The organism is Synechococcus sp. WH 5701, assembly GCF_000153045.1.
Classification (GTDB): Bacteria; Cyanobacteriota; Cyanobacteriia; order PCC-6307; family Cyanobiaceae; genus Regnicoccus_A; species Regnicoccus_A antarcticus.
Genome location: NZ_CH724159.1, coordinates 531570 through 552429 on the forward strand (window position 1 = coordinate 531570; position 20860 = coordinate 552429).

16 protein-coding genes and 3 pseudogenes are annotated in these 20860 nt (G+C 60.8%); 13 read left to right on the forward strand and 6 right to left on the reverse strand.

All coding sequences use genetic code 11. The features are described 5' to 3' along the window. Nucleotides 1-286: 286 nt before the first annotated feature. The 4 genes from WH5701_RS03620 to WH5701_RS03635 all read left to right on the forward strand — a co-directional run bounded on the left by WH5701_RS03620 (nucleotide 287) and on the right by WH5701_RS03635 (nucleotide 7568). A complete protein-coding gene (locus WH5701_RS03620) occupies nucleotides 287-2284 on the forward strand; it encodes a TRAFs-binding domain-containing protein (RefSeq protein ID WP_156776522.1) in 1998 nt (665 codons plus the stop codon). A gap of 31 nt (nucleotides 2285-2315) precedes the next feature. Next, complete coding sequence (locus WH5701_RS03625) at nucleotides 2316-3593, forward strand: patatin-like phospholipase family protein (protein WP_156776523.1); 1278 nt, start codon at nucleotides 2316-2318, stop codon at nucleotides 3591-3593. A 4-nt stretch (nucleotides 3594-3597) separates the two neighbouring features. Beyond that, a complete protein-coding gene (locus tag WH5701_RS17120) occupies nucleotides 3598-6519 on the forward strand; it encodes an SUMF1/EgtB/PvdO family nonheme iron enzyme (RefSeq protein ID WP_006170587.1) in 2922 nt (973 codons plus the stop codon). A 425-nt stretch (nucleotides 6520-6944) separates the two neighbouring features. Further along, nucleotides 6945-7568 (forward strand): Uma2 family endonuclease, encoded by a 624-nt coding sequence (locus WH5701_RS03635; protein WP_006170588.1) that lies wholly within the window; start codon nucleotides 6945-6947, stop codon nucleotides 7566-7568. Between the two features lie 26 nt (nucleotides 7569-7594). Here WH5701_RS03635 and WH5701_RS17475 read toward each other — a convergent pair whose 3' ends face one another. Genes WH5701_RS17475 through WH5701_RS15640 form a run of 3 tightly spaced genes read right to left on the reverse strand, consistent with a single transcriptional unit; the run spans nucleotide 7595 to nucleotide 9082 of the window. Next, nucleotides 7595-8302, reverse strand: coding sequence for a hypothetical protein (locus tag WH5701_RS17475; RefSeq protein WP_006170590.1), 708 nt, complete (start codon nucleotides 8300-8302; stop codon nucleotides 7595-7597). A 54-nt stretch (nucleotides 8303-8356) separates the two neighbouring features. Beyond that, nucleotides 8357-8623, reverse strand: coding sequence for a hypothetical protein (locus WH5701_RS15635; RefSeq protein WP_006170591.1), 267 nt, complete (start codon nucleotides 8621-8623; stop codon nucleotides 8357-8359). Nucleotides 8624-8656: 33 nt separating this feature from the next. Next, on the reverse strand, nucleotides 8657-9082 hold the full coding sequence (locus tag WH5701_RS15640) for a patatin-like phospholipase family protein (protein ID WP_083781811.1): 426 nt from the start codon (nucleotides 9080-9082) through the stop codon (nucleotides 8657-8659). A gap of 407 nt (nucleotides 9083-9489) precedes the next feature. Here WH5701_RS15640 and WH5701_RS03650 point away from each other — a divergent pair, with 407 nt between their 5' ends. Further along, complete coding sequence (locus WH5701_RS03650; protein ID WP_006170593.1) at nucleotides 9490-10953, forward strand: hypothetical protein; 1464 nt, start codon at nucleotides 9490-9492, stop codon at nucleotides 10951-10953. A gap of 448 nt (nucleotides 10954-11401) precedes the next feature. After that, nucleotides 11402-11560, forward strand: a pseudogene (locus WH5701_RS17480) (IS5/IS1182 family transposase); the annotation flags it as partial. 591 nt (nucleotides 11561-12151) lie between these two features. On the opposite strand, the gene WH5701_RS17485 reads toward WH5701_RS17480, so the two are convergent. Then, nucleotides 12152-12586, reverse strand: coding sequence for a hypothetical protein (locus WH5701_RS17485; protein ID WP_156776525.1), 435 nt, complete (start codon nucleotides 12584-12586; stop codon nucleotides 12152-12154). Nucleotides 12587-12795: 209 nt separating this feature from the next. On the opposite strand from WH5701_RS17485, the gene WH5701_RS17125 reads away from it, so the two are divergent. Then, nucleotides 12796-14556, forward strand: coding sequence for a peptidoglycan-binding protein (locus WH5701_RS17125; protein ID WP_006170599.1), 1761 nt, complete (start codon nucleotides 12796-12798; stop codon nucleotides 14554-14556). A gap of 12 nt (nucleotides 14557-14568) precedes the next feature. Here the strand turns inward: WH5701_RS17125 and WH5701_RS03680 are convergent, their stop codons facing one another. Then, nucleotides 14569-14907: a hypothetical protein gene (locus tag WH5701_RS03680; RefSeq protein ID WP_156776526.1), complete on the reverse strand. Its 339-nt coding sequence runs from the start codon at nucleotides 14905-14907 to the stop codon at nucleotides 14569-14571. A 152-nt stretch (nucleotides 14908-15059) separates the two neighbouring features. Between WH5701_RS03680 and WH5701_RS15645 the strand changes: the two genes are divergently transcribed. The 4 genes and pseudogenes from WH5701_RS15645 to WH5701_RS17495 all read left to right on the forward strand — a co-directional run bounded on the left by WH5701_RS15645 (nucleotide 15060) and on the right by WH5701_RS17495 (nucleotide 17697). After that, nucleotides 15060-15386 (forward strand): hypothetical protein, encoded by a 327-nt coding sequence (locus WH5701_RS15645; RefSeq protein WP_006170601.1) that lies wholly within the window; start codon nucleotides 15060-15062, stop codon nucleotides 15384-15386. A 22-nt stretch (nucleotides 15387-15408) separates the two neighbouring features. Beyond that, nucleotides 15409-15714 (forward strand): annotated as a pseudogene (locus WH5701_RS03685) (transposase); the annotation flags it as partial. A 300-nt stretch (nucleotides 15715-16014) separates the two neighbouring features. Next, complete coding sequence (locus WH5701_RS17490; protein WP_156776528.1) at nucleotides 16015-16575, forward strand: hypothetical protein; 561 nt, start codon at nucleotides 16015-16017, stop codon at nucleotides 16573-16575. A 96-nt stretch (nucleotides 16576-16671) separates the two neighbouring features. Next, nucleotides 16672-17697, forward strand: coding sequence for an STING domain-containing protein (locus tag WH5701_RS17495; RefSeq protein ID WP_156776529.1), 1026 nt, complete (start codon nucleotides 16672-16674; stop codon nucleotides 17695-17697). Nucleotides 17698-17964: 267 nt separating this feature from the next. Here WH5701_RS17495 and WH5701_RS03700 read toward each other — a convergent pair. After that, a pseudogene (locus WH5701_RS03700) lies at nucleotides 17965-18501 on the reverse strand (IS630 family transposase); the annotation flags it as partial. A 26-nt stretch (nucleotides 18502-18527) separates the two neighbouring features. Here WH5701_RS03700 and WH5701_RS15650 point away from each other — a divergent pair. Further along, nucleotides 18528-19430: a tetratricopeptide repeat protein gene (locus WH5701_RS15650; RefSeq protein ID WP_006170607.1), complete on the forward strand. Its 903-nt coding sequence runs from the start codon at nucleotides 18528-18530 to the stop codon at nucleotides 19428-19430. A gap of 289 nt (nucleotides 19431-19719) precedes the next feature. Beyond that, nucleotides 19720-20754: an IS5 family transposase gene (locus tag WH5701_RS03710; protein ID WP_006170608.1), complete on the forward strand. Its 1035-nt coding sequence runs from the start codon at nucleotides 19720-19722 to the stop codon at nucleotides 20752-20754. Nucleotides 20755-20860: the final 106 nt, after the last annotated feature.

The following is a 20860-nucleotide window of genomic DNA, read 5'->3' on the forward strand; positions in this document are numbered from 1 at the left end:
CTCCAGTGATTCAGGCATTTCGCCAAGGCCCAAGAAGTTCAGAATGAAGATCTTCGGCTTGGGAGTGACGTCTACGAACTGAAGATAACGGTCTCACATGCCATCACCATCTTGTTCCAACAGTAGGCAAGGCCTGCCTGAGCGTCAAGAGATTGGTTGGCCGTTAGCCGCTCCACCAACACGCAAAGCATTCATGTCGATCCAGCGTTGTGTAATCCTTCAATCAAATCAGTCAGATCTTTGATTTTGGCTAGGGTTGGTTCAGTGCCTGAATGCGTAACTCCCCATGCCAGTACTGCCGCATGCGTTCGTGGTCATGCCCTTCGGTCGCAAGCCTGGAGGCGATGGGGTGCCGATTGACTTCAATCACATCTACACCGACTTGATTCATCCGGCCCTGACGAAGGCTGGTCTGGAACCGTTTCGCGCTGACAAGGAGCAGCGTGCCGGCAACATCCACAGCGACATGTTCCAGGAACTGCTGCTCGCCGATCTGGTGGTGGCCGATCTCACCATCGACAATCCCAATGTCTGGTATGAGCTCGGCGTTCGCCACGCCCTGCGCGCCCGAGGGGTGGTGCTGATCTGCGGTGGCAAGGTCCCCACGGCCTTTGATCTCCAACCAGACCGAAAACTCCGCTACGGCCTGCTTGATGGTGTTCCCGATCCCACCACCCTGCCGAGCGATATCGAGAACCTGGCGGACATGGTGCGGGCCACCATGGAGAGCTGGCAGGGCCGGCGGATCAGCCCAGTGTATGCCCTGTTGCCCAATCTTCAGGAGCCCGACTGGACGAGGTTGCGTGTTGGGGACGTACGCGAATTCTGGGAGCAGCATGATGCCTGGCTGGAGCGAATCGAGCGGGCCCGCCGAGCCGACCACATCGGTGACATGCTCGTGCTCGCCGATGAGGGCCCCGTGGCCGCGTTCCGTGCCGAGGCCTGGATTGCTGCCGGCACCGCTCTGCGCAAGGCAGAGCGATTCCGGCTCGCCCTGGAGCAGCTGGAGAAAGGCCTGGCCATCGAGCCCACCCAGATCAAGGCACTCCAGGAGAAGGGCATCTGTCTTCAGCGCCTGGCGATCACCGGGGAGCCGGGCCACAGCCTCGATCGGGCTCGTGACCATTACCAGAAGGTCCTCGAAGCGAACCCGAAGGACTCAGAAACCAGGGCCCTTGCCGCCCGGGTGGACAAGGACGCCTGGGTAGAAGGTTGGCACAGTCCCGATGGCACGCCGGAGCAGAATCGGGCGGAGGCCGCCGAAGCAATCGACTTGCTCACGATGGCGATGGATCAGTACGCGGCGGCCTTTCGCACCAATCCGGCTCACTATTACTCCGGCATCAATGCTCTCACCCTGATGCATCTTGCCCGCCATCTCACCGGCGAGCGCAGCCGTGTGCACCAGATGGAGGTGATGGCGGGGGCGGTGCGCTTCGCCGCCGAGTCCGAGGCGGATCCCGCTCAGCAGTTCTGGGCCCTGGCCACCCTTGCTGATCTTGAGGTGCTGGTGGGGAACCCCGAGGGGGTACAGGTTGCCTATCGCAAGGCCATCGCCCGCAATGACAAGGATCGTTTTGCGCTCGAATCCGTGCGCACCCAGTTGCTGCTCCTGCAGGATATTGAGTTCCGGCCTGAAACAGTGAGTGCGGCCATCACAGCCCTCGATCGTGCCATCGAGAAAACGAAGCCCGCCACGGTTCGCTGGCGGCCTCGCCAGGCCATCTTGTTCAGCGGCCACATGATGGATACACCCGATCGCCCCCAGCCCCGGTTCCCGGCCGCCATGGAGGCCGCAGCCACGGAGAGAATCGGCTCTGCCCTCGATGCCCTCGGCGCCGGTGGCGATGACATCGCCTACTGCCAGGCAGCCGCGGGCGGTGATCTGATCTTCCTGGAGGCCGCCCTGCAGAGGCAGGTGCGATGCCAGGTGCTGCTGCCTTTTGATGAGGCCACGTTCCTGCAGCGCTCGGTGCTGCCTTCGGTGCATGGAGACCAGTGGCGTGATCGCTACTACGCCATGAAGGAGAAACTGACGCTGCCCATCCGTCTGATGCCCGTGGAGCTCGGACCCACTCCGCCGCAGGTGAATGCCTTTGAACGCTGCAATCTCTGGGTACTGAATTCCGCTTTGGCCTGCGGCATTGATCGTGTGCGGTTCATCGCCCTCTGGAACGGTGCTGTAGGCGATGGCCCTGGCGGCACGGCCCATCTCCATCAAGAAGTGCAACGCCGCACCGGGCGGGTGAGCTGGATCGACACACGCTCCCTACCTTCCACTTAGGCCCGTTGATTGCCCCGAGGATCACGACATCATGACTGACGTCCCCGCGAATCACCCCATCCTGGCCCGGATGACTCAAGAAGGGCCCAAGAAGATCCTGGCGTGTGATGGGGGCGGCATCCGGGGGCTCATCAGTGTTGAGATCCTGGCCCGTTTGGAGCACGACCTGCAGCAGAGCCTGGGCCAGCCCGATCTGCTGCTGGGCGACTATTTTGACTTCATCTGCGGCACCAGCACGGGGGGCATCATCGCCGCATGCCTGTCATCCGGGATGTCGATGAGCCAGGTTCGCGACTTCTACGTGAACAACGGCGCCAGCATGTTCGAGCGGGCCAAGTGGTACATGAAGCTACATCAGAATTATGAAGCTGAACCCCTAGCCCTGCTGCTGCAGCAGGCGCTGACCTGTCAGCTCAACGGCCCCGGTTCCATCTTCAACGAAAGCGCACCCCCCGTTGAACTCGGTGATCCAAGGCTGCGGGGTCTGCTGATGCTTGTGCTGCGCAACCACAGCACCGATTCTCCCTGGCCGGTGTGCAACAATCCCCTGGCGAAATACAATCAACTCGATCGCAAAGATTGCAACCTCCATCTGCCGCTCTGGCAGCTGGTGAGGGCGAGCACGGCGGCGCCCACGTTCTTCCCTCCGGAAATGGTCAGCTTCGCGCCAGGGACCGACAGGGAGTATCAGTTCGTGTTCGTGGACGGGGGCATCACCACCTACAACAACCCGGCTTACCTGGCCTTCCAGATGGCCACCGCCAAGCCCTACCACATCAACTGGAAGACAGGCGTCGATCAGCTGCTGATCGTGTCGGTTGGCACGGGCAATGCCCCTGCCGCCCGGCCGGACCTCCGCCCGGAGGAGCTCTGGCTGCTCGATCATGCCAAGACGATTCCCTCGGCGTTGATGAATGCCGCCATTGCGGGCTGGGACATGGTCTGCCGTGTGATGGGCGAATGCCGTTTCGGGGGCGAGGTGGACCGCGAGTTCGGCGCCATGATCCAAGAGCCTCTTACGCCGGCGGATCAGAGCAACTGGACGGGGGCCAAGCAGTTCGCTTATGTGCGCTACGACCCCCTCACCAACGCGGAGGGATTGATTGAGATTGGTCTGGCTGATGTGAGCCTTAAAGAATTTGAAACGATGAGCATGGAGGAGAAGCAACGTATCAGGGATAGCCTCAAGCCGATGGTGGAGAAGCTGGCCAAAATGGATGACGTCTCCCTGATTCCCGAGCTCCAGCGGGTGGGAGCGGCCTATGCGCAGAAGAACGTGAGCCTCGATCATCTGGCCGGCTTCGTGTGACCCATTGAGCGCGATCTTCATCAGCCACAGCAGCAAGGACAACGCCTGGGCAAAGCGGATCGCCACCTGGCTCGAGGAACAGGGCTACGGGTCGCTGTTCCTCGACTTCGACCCAGAGGCGGGCATTGTTGGCGGGCGCCAGTGGAGGACAACCCTCTACCAGAAGCTGCGCCTCAGCCGGGCGGTGATTGCCCTCTGCAGCCAAAACTTCGTGGCCTCCGAGTGGTGTCTGTCGGAGGTGGCGATCGCCACAGATCAGGGCAAGGCTCTCATCCCACTGCAGATTCACCCTGCGAGCGAGCTTCCCATTCCCAAGCTCCTCCAGCACATCCAGGCGATTGATTTCCGCACGAACCCTGAGCTGGGATTTCAGCGCCTGGCGCAGGGGCTCGCCACCTGCCTCGAGTGGAAGGACAAGTTGCCCCTCGCCCCCGATCGACCTCCCTATCCCGGCCTTAAAGCCTTCCAGGAGATCGATGCGCCGTTGTTCTTCGGCAGGGATCGGGAAAGCGAGGAGGTGGTGGAGCGGCTGCGGAGCCTGCGCCGGCGGGGAGGCTCCCTGCTGCTGGTCCTGGGGGCGTCGGGCAGTGGCAAGTCGTCGCTGGTGCGGGCCGGGGTCGTTCCCCAGCTGCGGCAGGATCCCGCCACCTGGCTGGTGCTGGAGCCGTTCCGTCCTGGAGCTGAATCCTTCGAAGAGCTGGAAGACGTGCTCGCCGCTGCGTTCGAAAGACTTGGTGAGAGCCCACCTGAGGTGCCGAGGTCGGTGGAATCGTTCCGGCGACTCTTGCGACAGCTCCGCCGCCGAAGCGGTCGGCGGGAGGCCACCGTGGTGATCGTCATCGATCAGCTGGAAGAACTCCTGGCGGACAGAGGGGCATCCGAGGGTGGGCGCAATGCCGGCGACGCGGATCAGTTCCTGACGTTCCTGGGCGGCCTTCTCCGCCATGACGAAGGCCTGGTGCTGGTGATGGCCACCCTTCGCTCAGACTTCCTGGGTGCGTTTCAGCTCCATCCAGCCGATCTGAGCGGTCCGGCCGACCAGTATCTGCTTGGACCGATGCGGGAGAAGAACTTCCTCCAGGTGATCGAAGGCCCGGCCCGCAGGGTGGGCCTCGATCTGGAACCGGGCCTGAGCCAACGGATGGCAGCGGAGACGAACACCGGCGATGCCTTGCCGCTGCTGGCCTACACGCTGTGGGACCTATGGGAAAAGCACGGAAAAGAGGATGGCGATCTCACCGAGGCGGAGTATTTGACCCATGGGGGCCTGAAGCATGCCGTGCAACGGGCCGCCGACCGTGTCCTCGCACCGGAACGGCGGACCGAGGAGGAGCTCGACGCCCTGCGAGCGGCCTTCCTGCAACTGGCTCGCCTCAATGACGAGGGTGGGGTCACCCGCCGCACGGCCCTCTGGAGTGAAGTGCCTCCGGCCTGCCACCCCGTTCTTCGGGAGTTCGTGCAGGATCGGCTGCTGGTCTCCGGCAAGCAGGAGGGCACCATCGAAGTGGCCCATGAGGCCCTGCTGCGCACCTGGCCCCGGTTTCAGGAATGGCTGCAGGACAGCCGGATGGAGCTGGAGCAGCGGCGGCGGGTGAAGCGGCTCTGCGAAGACGTGGAAAGCCCGCAAACCCCAGTGAAGGTCCGTCTCGATGCTCTCCGGAGCCTGCAGAGCCTGGCCGAGGACGACCCCAGTGCTCTCCAGACAGCGGAGGAGACCCTGAGCGTGGTCCTATTCGATGCAGATCGACTCCCCCAGGAGCGCCGTATGGCAGCACGTCTGATGGGAACGTCTGGTGGCGCCATGGCGGAGCAGGCACTTAGGGGCCTGCTGAATGGCGAGCAGCTGAGGGAGCAGGCCGATCGTGAGCTGGCTGGGGAGAAACTGAAGATGCTCACCACAGCCGCCACTGACCTCCTGCATCTCCAGCAGAGGCGGGGAACCTCCCACGGGCCACCAGATTGCACCCTGCTGGTTCCCAGCGCGACGCTGGAGGCTGATGGCCTGGCGGTGAGTACGCGGCTGGTGAGGTTGAAGCTGGGGCCGATCCCCAGGGAAGCCAGCTCCCCTCCACCTCTGCGACCTGAGGGAGCGCAGGGGGCCTGGTTTGAGGAGTTGACGCCAGGGGTGGCGCTCACGCTGGTGGAAATTCCGGCGGGGAACTTCCAGATGGGTTCAGCCGAGAACGAGTCGAAGCTCTACGACCATGAAGGCCCCTTGCACCTGGTGCGACTGGAGGGGTTCTTCATGAGCCAGACACCGATCACTCAGGCCCAGTGGCGGGCTGTTGCGCTCTGGCAACCCCGGGAGGGCGAGAGCTGGGGCCGGGAACTGAACCCCGATCCCTACCGCGATCCCTCCACGTTCCAGGGCGTGGAGAAGGAGACCCGCCTGCTGGAGGGAGAGTTGAACACCGACCAGCGCCCGGTGGAGCAGGTGAGCTGGCATGAGGTGATGGATTTCTGCTCCCGTCTGAGCCAGCGCACCGGCCGCACCTACACGCTGCCGAGCGAGGCCCAGTGGGAATACGCATGCCGTGCGGGCACCACCACGCCGTTTCTTTTTGGCGAAACGATCACCATTGACCTGGCCAACTATGACGGGCGTTTCGTCTATGGCGACGGGGGCCCCTGCCGGGAGCAGACCACGCCGGTGGGGAGCTTCCCGGCCAACGCCTGGGGCCTGCAGGACATGCACGGCAACGTGTGGGAGTGGTGTCTCGACCACTGGCACGACAGCTATGAGGGGGCGCCGGAGGATGGGAGCGCCTGGCTGAATCCGGAGGATGACACGAGGCTGCTGCGCGGCGGCTCCTGGGAGAACAAGCCCAGGGACTGCCGCTCGGCCTCCCGGTGCCGCGGCCGCCCGGGCGACCACGTCAACTGCGTCGGCTTCCGCGTCTGCTGCCTCCCCCCAGGGCATTCTTAGGCCCTGATTCCCTCAAGCCCTTGGCCCTTGGGTCCTTTCTGCTCTCGGCTGTCGGCTGTTCCGTGTGGCGCCGCTGCTCGATTGCCCTCGGGATTTCACCCCCAGGTACCGGGTTCACCACAACCGAACGTCAGATCTGCCCCCGCCAGCCGCCTGAGGTGGTCACCGTTCCGCAAAGGTCCGCTTTGTACCGGTTCCGGACCTTTTCCCAGGAGGTGCTCAGCCTGATGGGTGAATGTCGCTGAGTGCTTCCTCACGGGGCATCGGCCCACAGGTTCAGAGCACTGACGCCTGGCCGGCCAGGTTTCGCAACTAAGCTGCCCCACCAGACCCTTCCCTCCGCAGGGCCCCATGCTCACCCTGCCCCCACGCTTCACCTCACGCCGTCGCAGTTCGCCGAGGTATGTGCCACCAATCCGGAGGCGGTGCTGGAACTCGAGGCGGACGGCACCCTGATCGAGATGACCGCCACAGTCGGCTCCAGAGGGGCCCGCAACCAGATGCTCGGAGCCCTGCTCTGGCTTGCGGTGGAGCAGAGCCGTCTGCCGCTGAAGCTGTTCGACAGCTCCACCGGCTTACTTCTGCCCGATGCTTCGATCCGCAGCCCCAATGCCAGCGCGGTGCGCCTGGATCGCTGGCAGGCGCTGAGCGAGGCCCAGCAGGAGGGCTTCCCGCCGCTGTGTCCGGATCTGGTGGTAGAGCTGGCCAGCCCGTCGGATCCGTGGGAGGCTTTGAGGCGGAAGATGGCTTCCTATCTCGCCAACGGCGCCCGGTTGGGCTGGCTGCTGTTGCGTCAGACCCGCTGTGTGGAGGTGCGTTCGGCGGGGGAGAGGGAGCCCCGGCTGCTCAGCGATCTCACCCTGCTGGAGGGGGCCCGGAGTTCCCGGGGCTGGCGATCGACCTTCGCCAGATCTGGGAGGTCTGAGGCCAGGCAGGGGGATGCCGGCTCGCTGCGGCAGGCAGGACAAGCCTCTGCCGGTACCCACGCCTGTCCACCGACTATCCGACGACAATCTGGCTTGAGGGGCGCTTTGCATCAACCTGATTGACACGGGACAACCGACACATCAGGGTCTCATGGCCTTCGCGTCGTCCCCGTTGTCCTCCAATGGCTCATAGAGCTGCTCGAATTTCTCGCGGGAGATCGCGTAGGGGTCCTGGCCGTCGGGCTGGTTGAACACGAGGACATCACCGGTGCGGTAGTGGCTTCACCCTCCTTGGTGGTCACCACGCCATCGGCAGCGGCCGGCTCTGCCCAGATGGTGGTGTGTTTCTCGTACAAACCGCCGCCGACCGGACGATAGGTGAGGGCGAAGGTCTCGGCATCGATGCTGTAGACATCGCCGTGGTTGTTCACGATCCAGTCGCCGGCTATGCAGGTCTGTCGCCCTCCCCATTTGTCGTAGTGGAAGCCTTCGGTGAGGAGCGTGAGCTGGATCGCCTGCACCGGCAATCCAGGCTGCCTTTGATAGGGCCTGCGCCCTGTTGAGGTTGCCGCCGCTGCGGACGATGGGGATGGCGTGGCCGCGGCGGGTAGATCGAACAGCGCAGGAAAGTCATCCTTCCCCACCTTGCTCTCCCCAGCCAGGAGGCCAAGCTTGAGGAGCTGCTGGAGGGTGGACGGATCGTCCATGCGGGCTATGCGCTTCAACACCCGCTCCCTATCGGCAACGCCGCCCAACGCCTCCCTGTGCAAGGCATCATCGCTGATGCCATCGCGGGGGTTGGGATCGGAGTAGATCTTCACGTCGTAGCGTCGGTAACGGAATCGCGGCTCGCTCACCAGCTCATTGGGGGGAAGCGTGCCCAGTTCCGCATCGATGCGTCGGGGCTGGTGTCATTCCCCCATCCCCTGCATCAGCGCCTCCACCAGGGCGGAGCAGTCATCCATCAGGCTCTGCAGGGCGCTCACTCCGCTCACAACAGAAATCGTCGAGGGGTGTCGGGCCTCCAGGGTGCGTCCCGTTCCCACCGACACGATGAGCAGCTGGTCCGCTCCGGTGTTCCACACCATTCCATACCCCTTGAGCGTGGCGCAGAGGTAGGCCTGCAGTGATGGATTGTTGTGGAGGCGGACCCCTCCGTCCACGAAGTTCCCCCGCACGGCTCTGGCCTCGGAGCCATTGGCGATTTCGATTCACTCCGGCGCGAAGAACGTGGGAGCGGCCGTGGAGGCCCGCACCACCTTCCACAGGGGATAGTCGGCGTTGGGAATGGGGTGGCTGCCTGAACGGGCGTTGAAATATCTGCCGCGGGGGTTGTTGGTGAGCGGCCATGGGCTGCCGGTGGCGAGCCGCTTGGTCACAACCAGCAGGCCGGTGCGCAGGCTTTGCCTGTCTCCGAGGGGGCAAGCGGCACCGAGCCTCTTTTTCAGGTATCCCTCAAGGGCGGCTTTGTTGTAACGGGGCTGGAACAGTCCCAGCCGCCACCAGGGCCGGATGAACACCGACTTCGCCAGGTTCCTATACAGTTCAATCACCTCATCCACACGCAGGCCCTGGGCCAGCAGGGCGGCGATGATCGAGCCGGTGGAGGTGCCGGCGATAGATCGAAGTAATCGCAGAGCCGGAAAGCCGGATCATCCCCATGGCGCTCGCGTAGCAGACTCTCGATGGGGCGGAGGATCCCCAGCGTGAGAATGCTCCGCACACCCTCGCCATCGAGAGAAGGATCCGCTTGCAGCCTGAGCCGGCAAGGTGCTCCTCGAGGCTCGGTGCCCGGAAGGCCCGGGGTTAGGGGCACGGGGATGTCACCGATGACATGGGCGGCGTCAGCCTCGTGGTTCACGCCCATCATCCCCGCTCGCCGGCGCCGGTATCTCCCCCGCCTGTCAGTGCGGCGCAACGATCAGCACCTCATCTAGCGTGGCTGATGACCGCCTGGTTCCTGGCCAGTGGTCTTTCCCAGTGATCTGTTTGTTGCGCTATGGATCTTCGATTGAGCAACACTGCTCCACGGGTGTCGGAGCGAATGGCCGAGCTGGAGATAACCTGCTTTGTGATCATGCCATTCGGCAAGAAAGATGTTGGCGGCAAGCAGGTGGACTTCAACGCAATCTACAACGAGATCTTTGAGCCTGCGATCCGCAATGTGAAAACGCCTGAGGGGCGAGAGTTGATTCCGGCACGCACCGATATGGATGCCTTCTCTTCCTCGATCAACCAGGAGATGTTCGAGTACATCATGTACAGCCGTATGGCGTTTGCGGATATCAGTGGCTTCAATCCCAACGTTTTCTATGAAATCGGTGCCCGTCACAGTGTGCAGGAGTCGGGCACGGTGGTGTTCCGACAGGCCGGCCATGAAATCCCCTTCGACATCCGAACAATCAAGATCTTCGAATATCGTCATGAACAACCGGATCAGGTCGACGATTCGCGTATTTTTATCACGCAGGTGCTGTCCGAGTCGCTCCGGCGTAACCGGCTTGACAGTCCGGTCCGACTTGCTCTGCGAGCGCAGTGGGCGGCTCCCCTCATGCCGGTTGTCGCACCCTCTCGGGCTCCTTCCGTAGGGGCACAGCCGGCGGACATTCCTGCCGGAGCCTCCCAACCCGCTGCTGCCGGGGAGCCTCCCATTGTGGATCCGCAAGCAGCGAAAGAGCGGTGGACCAAGCAGCTTGTTCAGCAGTTGATGCGTGACGGTGAAGAGGCGACTCGCCTCGGCGATCTCGAAATGGCGCGAATCAACTACTGGAGTGCACTTCGTTTTGACCCACTGAACATCATCGCTCGCATGCGACTCGCGCTGACACTGAAGAGCCAGGGGAAATATTACGAGGCGCTGGGTGACTTCACCATGATCACCAAACTGGCCCCCAACTATGGTGAAGCATGGCGGGAAAAGGGTGTCGTTGAAGGCTTGATTGCCCGGATGATTCCAGCCAATGCACGCACCAAGGCCGGGTGGTTGCCCGATGGACACGATGCCTTGGTGCGAGCGACCCTGCTGATCCCTGAAGACTTTGATGCCTGGTCATCACTTGGAGGCCTCTTGAAAAACGTACGTCAGGACCTCGCCGCCGCTCATCAGATGTACGCTCATGCAGCGAAACTCTCCGGTGGCCATCCCTACCCACTCCTCAATGCCCTGAAACTGGAAGCGCTCAACACTGGAAAGATGGATCTGGAGGCCGCAGGCGAACAACTGCAGCACGCAGAAGATATTCGGAGGGCGCAGACCATGGCCACTCCTCCCGCCGATACCCCATGGTGCTATTTCGATCTGGCGGAAATACAACTTTACCGCCACCGGAAAGATGAATTTCTTGCCTCACTCCGCCAGGGAATTGATGCTTCAACTGCGGCCTGGCAGGTTCAGACCTTTCGTGATTCTCTGAAGGGCACTCTCGTTGCCAAGGGCATCGAGCTCGATGGCCTTGGCGAAGGCATCGAAGCCCTTGATGAGGCACTGAGAGTCAGGAGCTGGTCATGACTGGCTATATTATCGGAGGCGATCTAGGTTTTGCGCCAGGCGCGGTGGCAGGGCCTCGATGGCTGAGAAACCCTCGACGACTCTCTCCACTGTCCTCGAGGAAGCCCTGCGCAACGCCTGGGCGCGGTAGAGGATCTGGTCGCTCACGGCCAACCGCCTGCGGCAGCGGATCGTCCGGGCCCGGCGCATTGCCCTGGTCCTGGCCATCGCCACGGCGATCCTGGCGGTGGCGGCGGGGCAGGCGGCTGACCTGCCGACCCCCTGGGGCCCGACGCCGGGGTGGGGCACGGTGCTGTACTTCCTCGCGGGGGTGGGCGCCTGGTTTGCCCGCCGCACCAAGCTCGGCGGCATCCGCACCTCCGCCACGGCCCGCGCCGTGGCGGAGGGCCTTAAGAATTTGCTGAAAAACCCGCCCCCCCTGCGAAAAAGGGGCAACTGCCCAGCTGAGATGCGAGGTCAACGGGAGCGCAGCGGCTCTCTGTTCTCCTACGTGTTGATCAAGGATCGGATCCCGGCCAGTCATCCGCTGCGGCGGATCCGGAAACTGGCGGATCATGCCCTTGATTGCCTCAATCCCACCTTCTGTGAGCTGTATGCCGCAGAAGGCAGCTTGAGTTCCCGCTGATCGTGATGCGCCACCATGAATATGCCAGCAGCTCAGCAGCGCCTGCTGAGGGCGAGAAGGCATCAAGGAGTAACTGGCAGGCTCGCGCCGATGCAAGCCCTCCTTGAGCTCAATCTCTGCATCACAGGGTTCTCCAATCGCGTGTCTGCAAGGCTGCTTGCCAGCCATGGGTCTTCTGGGCCGATCCGTTGTTGCTGAGCACCCGGTGGCATTAGCGCTCTTGGCTTCCGGGCCGCTCAGCAACCCCGCCGTGGTGCTCCCTTCTCGCCAACGGCGACGTGGAGCCTCCCGTGGCCGAATCCAGGAGAGGTACCCCGACGCGGATCGCCGGTGATCGGGTGACAGATCGCCCCGCCCAACGCGCACCAGCCACTTGCGGTCAGTGCACTCGCTGATGCCGTGGTCAGCGGCGAGGTGAGCGAAACTTCTTCCCTCGACGGGATGCGGCTGGTTCAGGCGTTCACGACCGATCGGCGTGTGGCGGGCATTGGGCTGGGGAGGTATGAGGTGTGAGATCTCGGGCTGTTGGGTGGCACCACAGAGCCAGACAGGGTTGAAATGACGTGAAGATGATCAATCCATGTAGAAGAACTGCAGATCCACGGGGCCTGCCTGATACTCATGGGTAACGCCACCTTCGTAGCTTCGCAACCGGTAGGTGCCGAAGAACGTGTGGGATCCCTTCGAATCAATCATGGTCAGCCGTGCTGGGCAGATGCTCTCGTTTGCGGGCTGCGCTGGCCTGCAATTGTGGTCGTTGTGGTGCAGCTGAATGGTTCGGCTGTCGGCGAGGACGACCGTTGTCTTCTGCCAGCCATCGGAGCCGGTGCCGTAAGCCGCCATCGCACAGAACACTTCGTGTCCATTGAGCCGGCAACGTGGTGAAAACTGGGCCTGAGCAGACGCGTTGATCAGGACGATCGGACAACAAAGGCCCACAACGGCAGCGAGCCGCCGCAATCGTGCCCGACGGCTGCGGCCAGCTAATGGATCAGGATGGGCAACCACGAGGGGTACGGGGACGGCCAGAACTCGATGGTAAGGATCTCCAGTTCGTGCGCAGCGTCATGAAGGGCCTCAGGCGGCACATACACATTACGAATGATGAATCGAGAGCGCCTCCAGACGCCTTGTGGTCATAACTGAGTGGAGAGGAGTCACCCATCTGTTGGGTCATCCCTCTTCTCCCTCCATCCCCCTTTGCATGGCTCCCAGCTATGGCACTTCGGCGAGGCGACAGCGGTGATCGGGTGAGCTCTCTTCAGACCAGCCTGAAGAAAGCTGGGTTCGATCCCGGAGCGATCGATGGATCCTTCGGGCCTGGAACGGAAGCGGCGGTGATCGCCTTCCAGAAGAGTGAAGGCCTGTTCGCCGACGGTATTGCCGGCGTGGAAACGCTTGGGGCGCTTGAGGAGGAGATCCTGCCTGACGACGCGCGGCCGGATGCCACGGCACTGTTCAGCGTGGAACTGGTGGCCCAGATGTTCTCCTCGGCCACACCACGGCGCAACATCAGCACCCATCTCCCCCATGTTCTCGAGGCCATGCGGAGGGTCAGCCTCGCCGATCGCGACATGCTGCTGATGGCCCTCTCCACCATCCGCGCCGAAACGGAGGGGTTCGAGCCGATCGATGAATTCAGGTCCAGGTTCAACACGGCACCCGGAGGCCCACCCTTCGGCCTTTACGACAATCGCTCCGATCTGGGCAACCAGGGCCCCACTGATGGAGCCGACTTCAAGGGTCGCGGATTCGTGCAGCTCACGGGCCGAAACAACTATCAGCGGATCGGCGATCAGATCGGTGTGAATCTGATCGCCGATCCCGCCAAGGCCAATGAACCCGCTGTCGCCGCCCTGATCCTGGCAACGTTCCTGAAGAACAAGGAGCGCCGGGTTCGTGGAGCCCTGCTCATTGATGACCTCGCCGAGGCCCGGCGTGCCGTGAATGGGGGCACCCACGGGCTGGCCTCGTTCTCCACAGCGTTCACGACCGGCAGGCGACTCACCGGTGCGTTGGTGCCTCCGCCGGTGGCGGGCACCCCCACCACGGCGCCGCCCCTTCCGAGGCCGGCAACCGCCATCCCTGCTCCGGCACCAGCCTCCGCACCGGGCATGGCTACGGCGTCACGCCCCCTGCCGAGGAGCTCTCAGGTCGGTGCTCAGATCCCAGCCTGCAGCACCGGCCTGATTCAGGGATTGTCCGAGCAGGTGCTGCAGAAATTGATGGCGGACAAGCCGGGTGTTCTGGCACGGATCAATCATCCCCTTATTGACTGCAGCGGCAAGCAGAACAATCCTTATCTGCAAAAGAAAGCCCTTCAGGATCTTGTCAAGGTCGTGGAGGAACGGGGCAGCAAGCTGCTGATCAACAGCTGCCTGCGTACACCGATGCAGCAATATATGCTCTTTGAGCAGAAGCAGCGGGGCATCTGCGGGATTATGGCGGCCGCACCTCCTCCCAACAGCAACCACAACAGTGGCCTGGCCATCGACGTGGAGGATGCCGCAGGCTGGCGACCCTTTATGGAGCGTCATGGCTGGCGATGGATCGGTTCCTTCGACCCCATGCACTTCGATTACAGCCCCGGTGGTGTGGACCTCGGCGAACTTCAGGTGGAGGCCTTCCAGGAACTCTGGAACGACCACAATCCTGCCAACCAGATCAAGGTGGATGGGCAATGGGGGCCCAGCACAGCTGCCTGCGTGGATCGCTCCCCCGCCATGGGTTTCGGGGCCCCGCTGGCCCTCACACGCGGGATGATGAGCACGGAGGTCGGTCGGTTGCAACTGATGCTGCGCAAGGCCCTGAGCCTCACCCCAGCAGATCTCCCAGCCGACTCCCAGTTCGGCCCCAACACCGAGCGCCGGGTGTCGGAGTTTCAGAAGGCGAAGGGGATTCCCGCGGACGGCATTGCCGGCCCCGCCACGATCAAGGCCCTGGAGGAGGTCACCGGCGAGAAGCTGATCCCGGCCTGAGCCCGAGTCCGTTCAGTGATGGCAGTAGCCGACCTCCCCTTTCAGGGGAGGCTTGCAGGGAAAGCGCAGGGGGATGAAGATGCGGTTGCCCGTGCTCACGTTCGTGAGTTCCTTGTTGCCCTGCTGGAAGATCTCTTCACTCCAGATTCCCCCCAGCCTGTCGCGATAGTGCTGGGGTTCTGTGGGGTTTCTGCGTGTCAGGCGGGTGTAGGTCATCCGCAGGCCATCCTTCCAAGCCACGCGGAAGCCCTCGGCAAGCTGCGCGTCGATGCAGCCGATCGTCTCGCCGTTGTAGGCACAGTCTTTCCATGCATCACGAGGAATCTGTGGGGCAGGGGGAGGCAGCCTCACCTGGGCCTGGCTCAAGGCCGGCCACGCTGCAACTCCTGTCACCATCACAAAGAGGTGAAGAGCAAGACGTCCGGCAGCCGCTGGCATGGGTTGGCCTGGAAGATAAAGGCTAGTGTACCGGCGAGGCGTTTGGCAGAACACTGGATCTCGGAATGAACCAGGCCTACGATCTCTCACCAAGCGCTTTCCCCCCTGAGCTGGATTGGAGCGCTGGCAATCAGGAGGAAACGCTGCGGAGGCTGTATGACTTTGTGATGCAGGAATGCAGTGCTTCGATCAGCTGGTACTACCGCAAGAAGGGATCCAAGAAGTGGTTTGGCCTGCTCCTGCGCTTGGGGGTGATCCTCTCGGCGGCCGAGGCCACTGCAGGCGCCGCAGCTGGTTGTCGCATGAGCGTCTCGCCTGAGATGTTTCGGGCAGTCAGTCTCCTGAGTTACGTCCCAAAGGTTGACAAAGACTTAGTAGCGGCGGCCATGTAGATGCGTCGGCCGGCGGCCATGAGCGGTGTTCGTGATCCAGCCTGAGCAGGTCAGAGCCCACCGGCAGCAGGGAACCGAGATGCTGCGCAAGCAGTTCCCCGGCGCCGTGCCCGTGATGGAAGCCGCCCGTGACGATGTGCTGGCCTTCCTGTACTTCCCCCAGGAGCACTTGCGCAAGATCTGGAGCACGAACCCACTCGAGCGCCTCAACAAGGAGACCATACGCCGCCCCAACGTGGTCGGCATCTTCCCCAACGACGCGGCGATCGTGCGGCTGGTAGGCAGCCAGCTGCTGGAGCAGCAGGAGGAATGGCAGCTGGAGCGGCGGCGTGCGCTTATTCTCCGAGGCCACGATGACCAAGATCCCGGACCCCGAGGAGCCGCGGGAGCTCACCGATGGTGATCCGGCAGAATCAGCCGATGCAGCCGCCAGCCGCATTACACCAAGAATCCTCGATCACTGAGTTGCAAATTCAGCGATCAGGGGCCATAATGGATAGCTGGAGCTGCGCAATCAGCTTCCACGCAGTCAGCCTTTGACTGCTCCTGTTCACCCTCCATAAAGGGTCACAGGACCTCCTGAGTTACACCACTCGGAGGGGCGCTAGCCTCACCCTTTTTGATAGACATGATTAAGTTTCTCGTCACGCCACTTATCCTCACTGGTTCGTTGGTGGTGCTTCCAGCACACTTGCTACCGCCGGCTTCAGGAATGGAAAAGGTTGAATCAACACGAACAGCGCAACGTAATGTTGATAATGACTTCCACTTTATGATAGCTTCCTCCGCAGGATTTGATACACCCTTTGATCCAGTTGCTACCGCAAGCTTGCGGACAGGTGAAATGGTGAATGCAATCAAGAGGAGCGGCCGGCAGGATCCTTCATCATCCGAACCAGATCTAATTCCATCTGCCTTGCTGATTCAAGCCGGCCTACGTGGACTGCTGCCTCCCTCTGAACGGACGGGCATAGCGATGCCTGGCAAACCCGACAGCAACGACCCTGAGCCATTGGTAAAGGCACAGAGCAACATGATGAAGATATACCAGTCTGGGAGCGAAGCAAACACTGAGCAAAGAATGATTGCTATTCAGGCGGTCATCGAAGGCGCCAGCATGCTGGAAAAGTATGGCTACACAAAGGCAGCCTCCATCCTAATTCAGTGGGCCGCAAGGGTTCCATTCTGATGTTTCTTCCATGAGGTTATCCTTGTGGGTATGATAAGAGCTTAATGACAGCCTTTTTAAAGGAGTCTACACTGTTTAAAGATATTACTCTTTTCCATGAAAACCTGCTTCGTGATTGGGCCAATGAATCCAGATCACTTGCCGAAGCTCCATTGGCTTGCCAACAAAGTGGTGTCCGAAATTCTTAAAGACAAGAACTTCAAAGTATTTACTCCTGATGTACAACAAATCGGAAACATCATGGATCATGTGATTCGCTCTGCCGATCGTGCGGAGCTTGTGGTTGCTGATACAACAGGGAACAATCCAAACGTACTGTATGAAATTGCTATATTAGATGCTATGGGTCGAGCCTGCGTACTGGTCAAGCAAAATAAGAACGAGGGAGTAGAACAAGTCGAATCACAAGCTGATGAAAATCGCAAAGAAAATGATAAAATGGCATTTGACCGTGCCCAGTATCGGTATTTCTCTGTAACGACAGGCGAAACAGATCAGGCTATTGAAAAACTCAGAGATGTGATTGAGGATACTTTAAAACGTCAAGAAGAATCGCAGATTCAAGAAAATCCACTAACAAACTTCTTCCGAGCGCCCTTAAATAGCATGGCTCCGACTAGGGGGCTTGTTACGGGATACTTCGACAACTTTATAATGCCAACACTGAAAGGAAAGGTAACAGAGGGGCCTCCATTCTGCGTCGGTGCGGATGATCTAAGTCTAGAGATCGTAATTCCAAATAAAGTTCGATTAGCTAATCGTAGCAGAGTTGAGCGTTTGAAAGTTAAGAAAATAATTTTGCCAGTTACTCTTGAAGCCGATGGGCGTGAAGTGAAGGCCTTCGTGTGGAACCCGGAGCTCTCTGGTAATCACGATATCGCTCTCCTAGACATACCTACGGCTCTCGTACAACTTGAAGAAAACGTACGCATGAGACTCGGCCTCCAAGATCTAAATGTAGACGCAGACGATTACAAGTTGCTTGAAAAAGATGAGATCAAACAGTTTCTTCGATATCTCAAGCACAAGATAAATGAAAATATACGAGACGTTAATATCGAAAGGCGATTGAAAGTCTTGATGGTTGACGAGTGCCGCAATCCTGGCATGTTCGACATCTAGGTGTGTTGTTTCACCAGCTCATTCAGCGATCAGCAGCCGCTGGTGGCACTGCTGAGGGCTGAGGCCAACGACAGCCATGTGGCAATCATGGCTGGTGTAGATACCAATATCTCCGGGCGGTAACCAAGTGCTGGATTCATCCGCTGTTTTGTCAGCTCTATGGCCTGAAGCACCATCTACAGGGCTGACTTTTAGGAGTTTGCTGATAAATCCGGCCGTCCCTGCGAAAATGGGGAAACTGCCCTAGTGTGGTGTCCCGGAGATTTGTTAGCAAAGTCGCTGGAGTTTCTCCAGGATTGAATCGGCCGTTGCGGTCCAGTTGAAAGGGGCCTTGGTCTTGTTGTAGGCCGCCACGAACTGCTCGATCTTGGCGATCAGCTCTTTGACGCTCGAGAAGCTGCCCCGGCGGATGGCCCGCTGGGTGATGATCCCAAACCAGCGCTCCACCTGCTTGAGCCAGGAGGCATAGGTGGGCGTGTAGTGGACGTGGAAGCGCGGTCGCTGCGCCAGCCAGGAGCGAACCTTGGTGTGCTTGTGGGTGCAGTAGTTGTCGACGATCAGATGGACGTCCAGATCCTCGGGAACGGACTTCTCGATCAGGCGCAGGAACCCCAGGAACTCCTGGTGCCGGTGGCGCGGTCTGCACTGGGTCATCACATCGCCAGTGGCCACGTCCAGGGCGGAAAACAGTGTGGTGGTGCCGTGGCGGATGTAGTGGTGGGTGACGCCCTCCACACAGCCCAGGCCCATGGGCAGCAGCGGTTGGGTTCGATCCAGCGCCTGGATCTGCGTCTTCTCGTCGACTTCCCACCGAACTCGGCACCGCAGCCGTGCAGACCATCGCCTGGGACCGGGTCATCAGCGAGCGGCTCCGCTTCGGCCTTGCCGAGCGCGACACCATCACGACGCTCGGCGGCAGCCCCGCCTCAGCCTCTCATCAGGAGCAGGAGCAGGAGCAGGCGCTGACGATGCACCGCCTGACGCAGCAGGTGGTCTGCTGCCGGCTGGCGGAGGCCAACCTCGACGGGCCGATGCTGGTCGCTGTGCTGAACAAGGCCTGTCCGGCCGCACCCGAGGATCCGGCCACCTGGCGTCGCTTCGCTGCGCTCACCTCGAACATCCAGCGCCTCGCGGCCTTCAGGGAAGAGCCTTGGTTGAACAGACGCAACTACAGCTGGCTGGTTGAACGCCTGGGGGTCTATCTGCGACGCGGGCCAGCGGGGTTCGCCGCCTCACGCCAGTACCTCGAGCAGGCGGTCGCGATGGATCGGGCCGATCTGGGCGAGGAAGACCCCGACACGCTGACCTCGATGCACAACCTCGCCAACACGCTCCTGGCACAGGGCGACTTCAGCGGCGCCAGAGCGCTTCACGAGCGCGTGCTGGAGGACAGGCGCAGGGTGCTGGGCGAGGAAGACCTGGACACGCTGATCGCGATGAACAACCTCGCCAACACACTGCGAAAGCAGGGCGACCTAAGCGGCGCCAGAGCGCTTCACGAGCGCGTCCTGGAGGTCCGGCGCCGGGTGCTGGGCGAAGAGCAACTACAGACGCTGGAATCGATGAACAACCTTGCCAACACGCTCAGAGCACAGGGCGACCTCATCGGTGCACGCGCTCTTCAGGAACGCGTGCTGGAGGTCCGGCGCCGGGTGCTGGGCGAGGGACACCCGGACACATTGAGCGCGGCATCCAACCTCAGCCTGATTCTCGAGGCTCTCCACGCCGGCTGACTGAACCAATGAACCCCATGCCTTCATTACCTTGCCCTGGGCTTGACCTGGGCTTCCCCAGGATTCTGGACAAGTCGGCAAGGGTGACGTCATCAGTCACTTAACCATCTACTACCTCAGCCGGTTCATTGACAAGAAGCAGTTCATCGCTGCTCGTACACCCACCCCTGCGAACCCCTGATCAGTGCGCACGAAATCGGAGGAACTACAGGGCACCTCGAAAAATCTACGTCGCTCCCTGACAGCCTATGAAATATGCAATAGAATTGGTTCAGTTCAACACAGCTGAATGGGACAGCGTGGATTCTGGGATGAGGAGAAGCGCATCCACAGGCTTCAGCAGAAGAAGCCCACGTTAGCGACCCTGTCCGAGACGATTCCCTGGGATGCCTTCAGGCCACTGCTGGAGCAGGGTTACAGCCATGAACGCAAGAGCAATGCTGGCCGTAAGCGGATTGATCCGATCATCCTCTTCAAGATGCTGGTGCTGCAGCAGCTGTTCAACCTCAGTGATGAGGAGCTGGAATTTCAGGTCAACGACAGACGCTCATTCGAGGAGTTTGTCGGACTGGGAGTGATGAACACCATTCCCGATGCCACCACTATTGCCTTCTTCCGCGAGCGGCTCCGCAAGGCGGGTGTTGTCGATGAGCTTTTTGAACGTTTTGAGGAGCACCTGCGGACCCATGGGCTGGAGGCCCGTGGTGGGCAGATCATCGATGCAACACTTGTCCCAGTTCCCAAACAGCGAAACTCAAGGGAGGAGAACAAGACCATCAAGGATGGAGCCATTCCAGAGAAGTGGTTGGACAAGCCAAACCGCTTGCGCCAGAAGGACACTGACGCTCGCTGGGTCAAGAAGAATGGCGTCAACCACTACGGCTACAAGAACAGCATCTGCATTGATGCCACTCACGGCTTCATTCGCAGATTTGCCATTACCCCAGCTAATATTCACGACAGCCAGATGCTTACGCAGGTGCTAGACCCTGAAAATAGGGATGACTTTGTCTGGGCTGATTCTGGCTATGCAGGTGCTCAGTTTGAGGATCTCCTGGACCTGGGTGGTTTTGAGAGCCGAATTCATGAAAAGGGCTCACGCTGCCATCTCTTGAGCGAGGAGGCCAAGGAACGGAACAAGGTCCGATCAACTGTACGGGCCAGGGTTGAGCATGTCTTTGGTGCAATCACAACCTGCATGCGCGGCAAGCTGACAAGGCGGATTGGACTGGCCAGAACGAAAGCTTGGTGGGGACTGCGTAATCTGACTTACAACTTTCTTCGATACCTGCATTGCAACTCAAAGGCAATGCTGGCTGTCTGATCATTCGGCAACGGGATAATTATCCCGCATTTAAGTCATGAATGTCAGTCATCAGGCGGATCTGCACGTGCAGAGGATGAGCATTTTGCTTCTCAAGGCAGCCTGG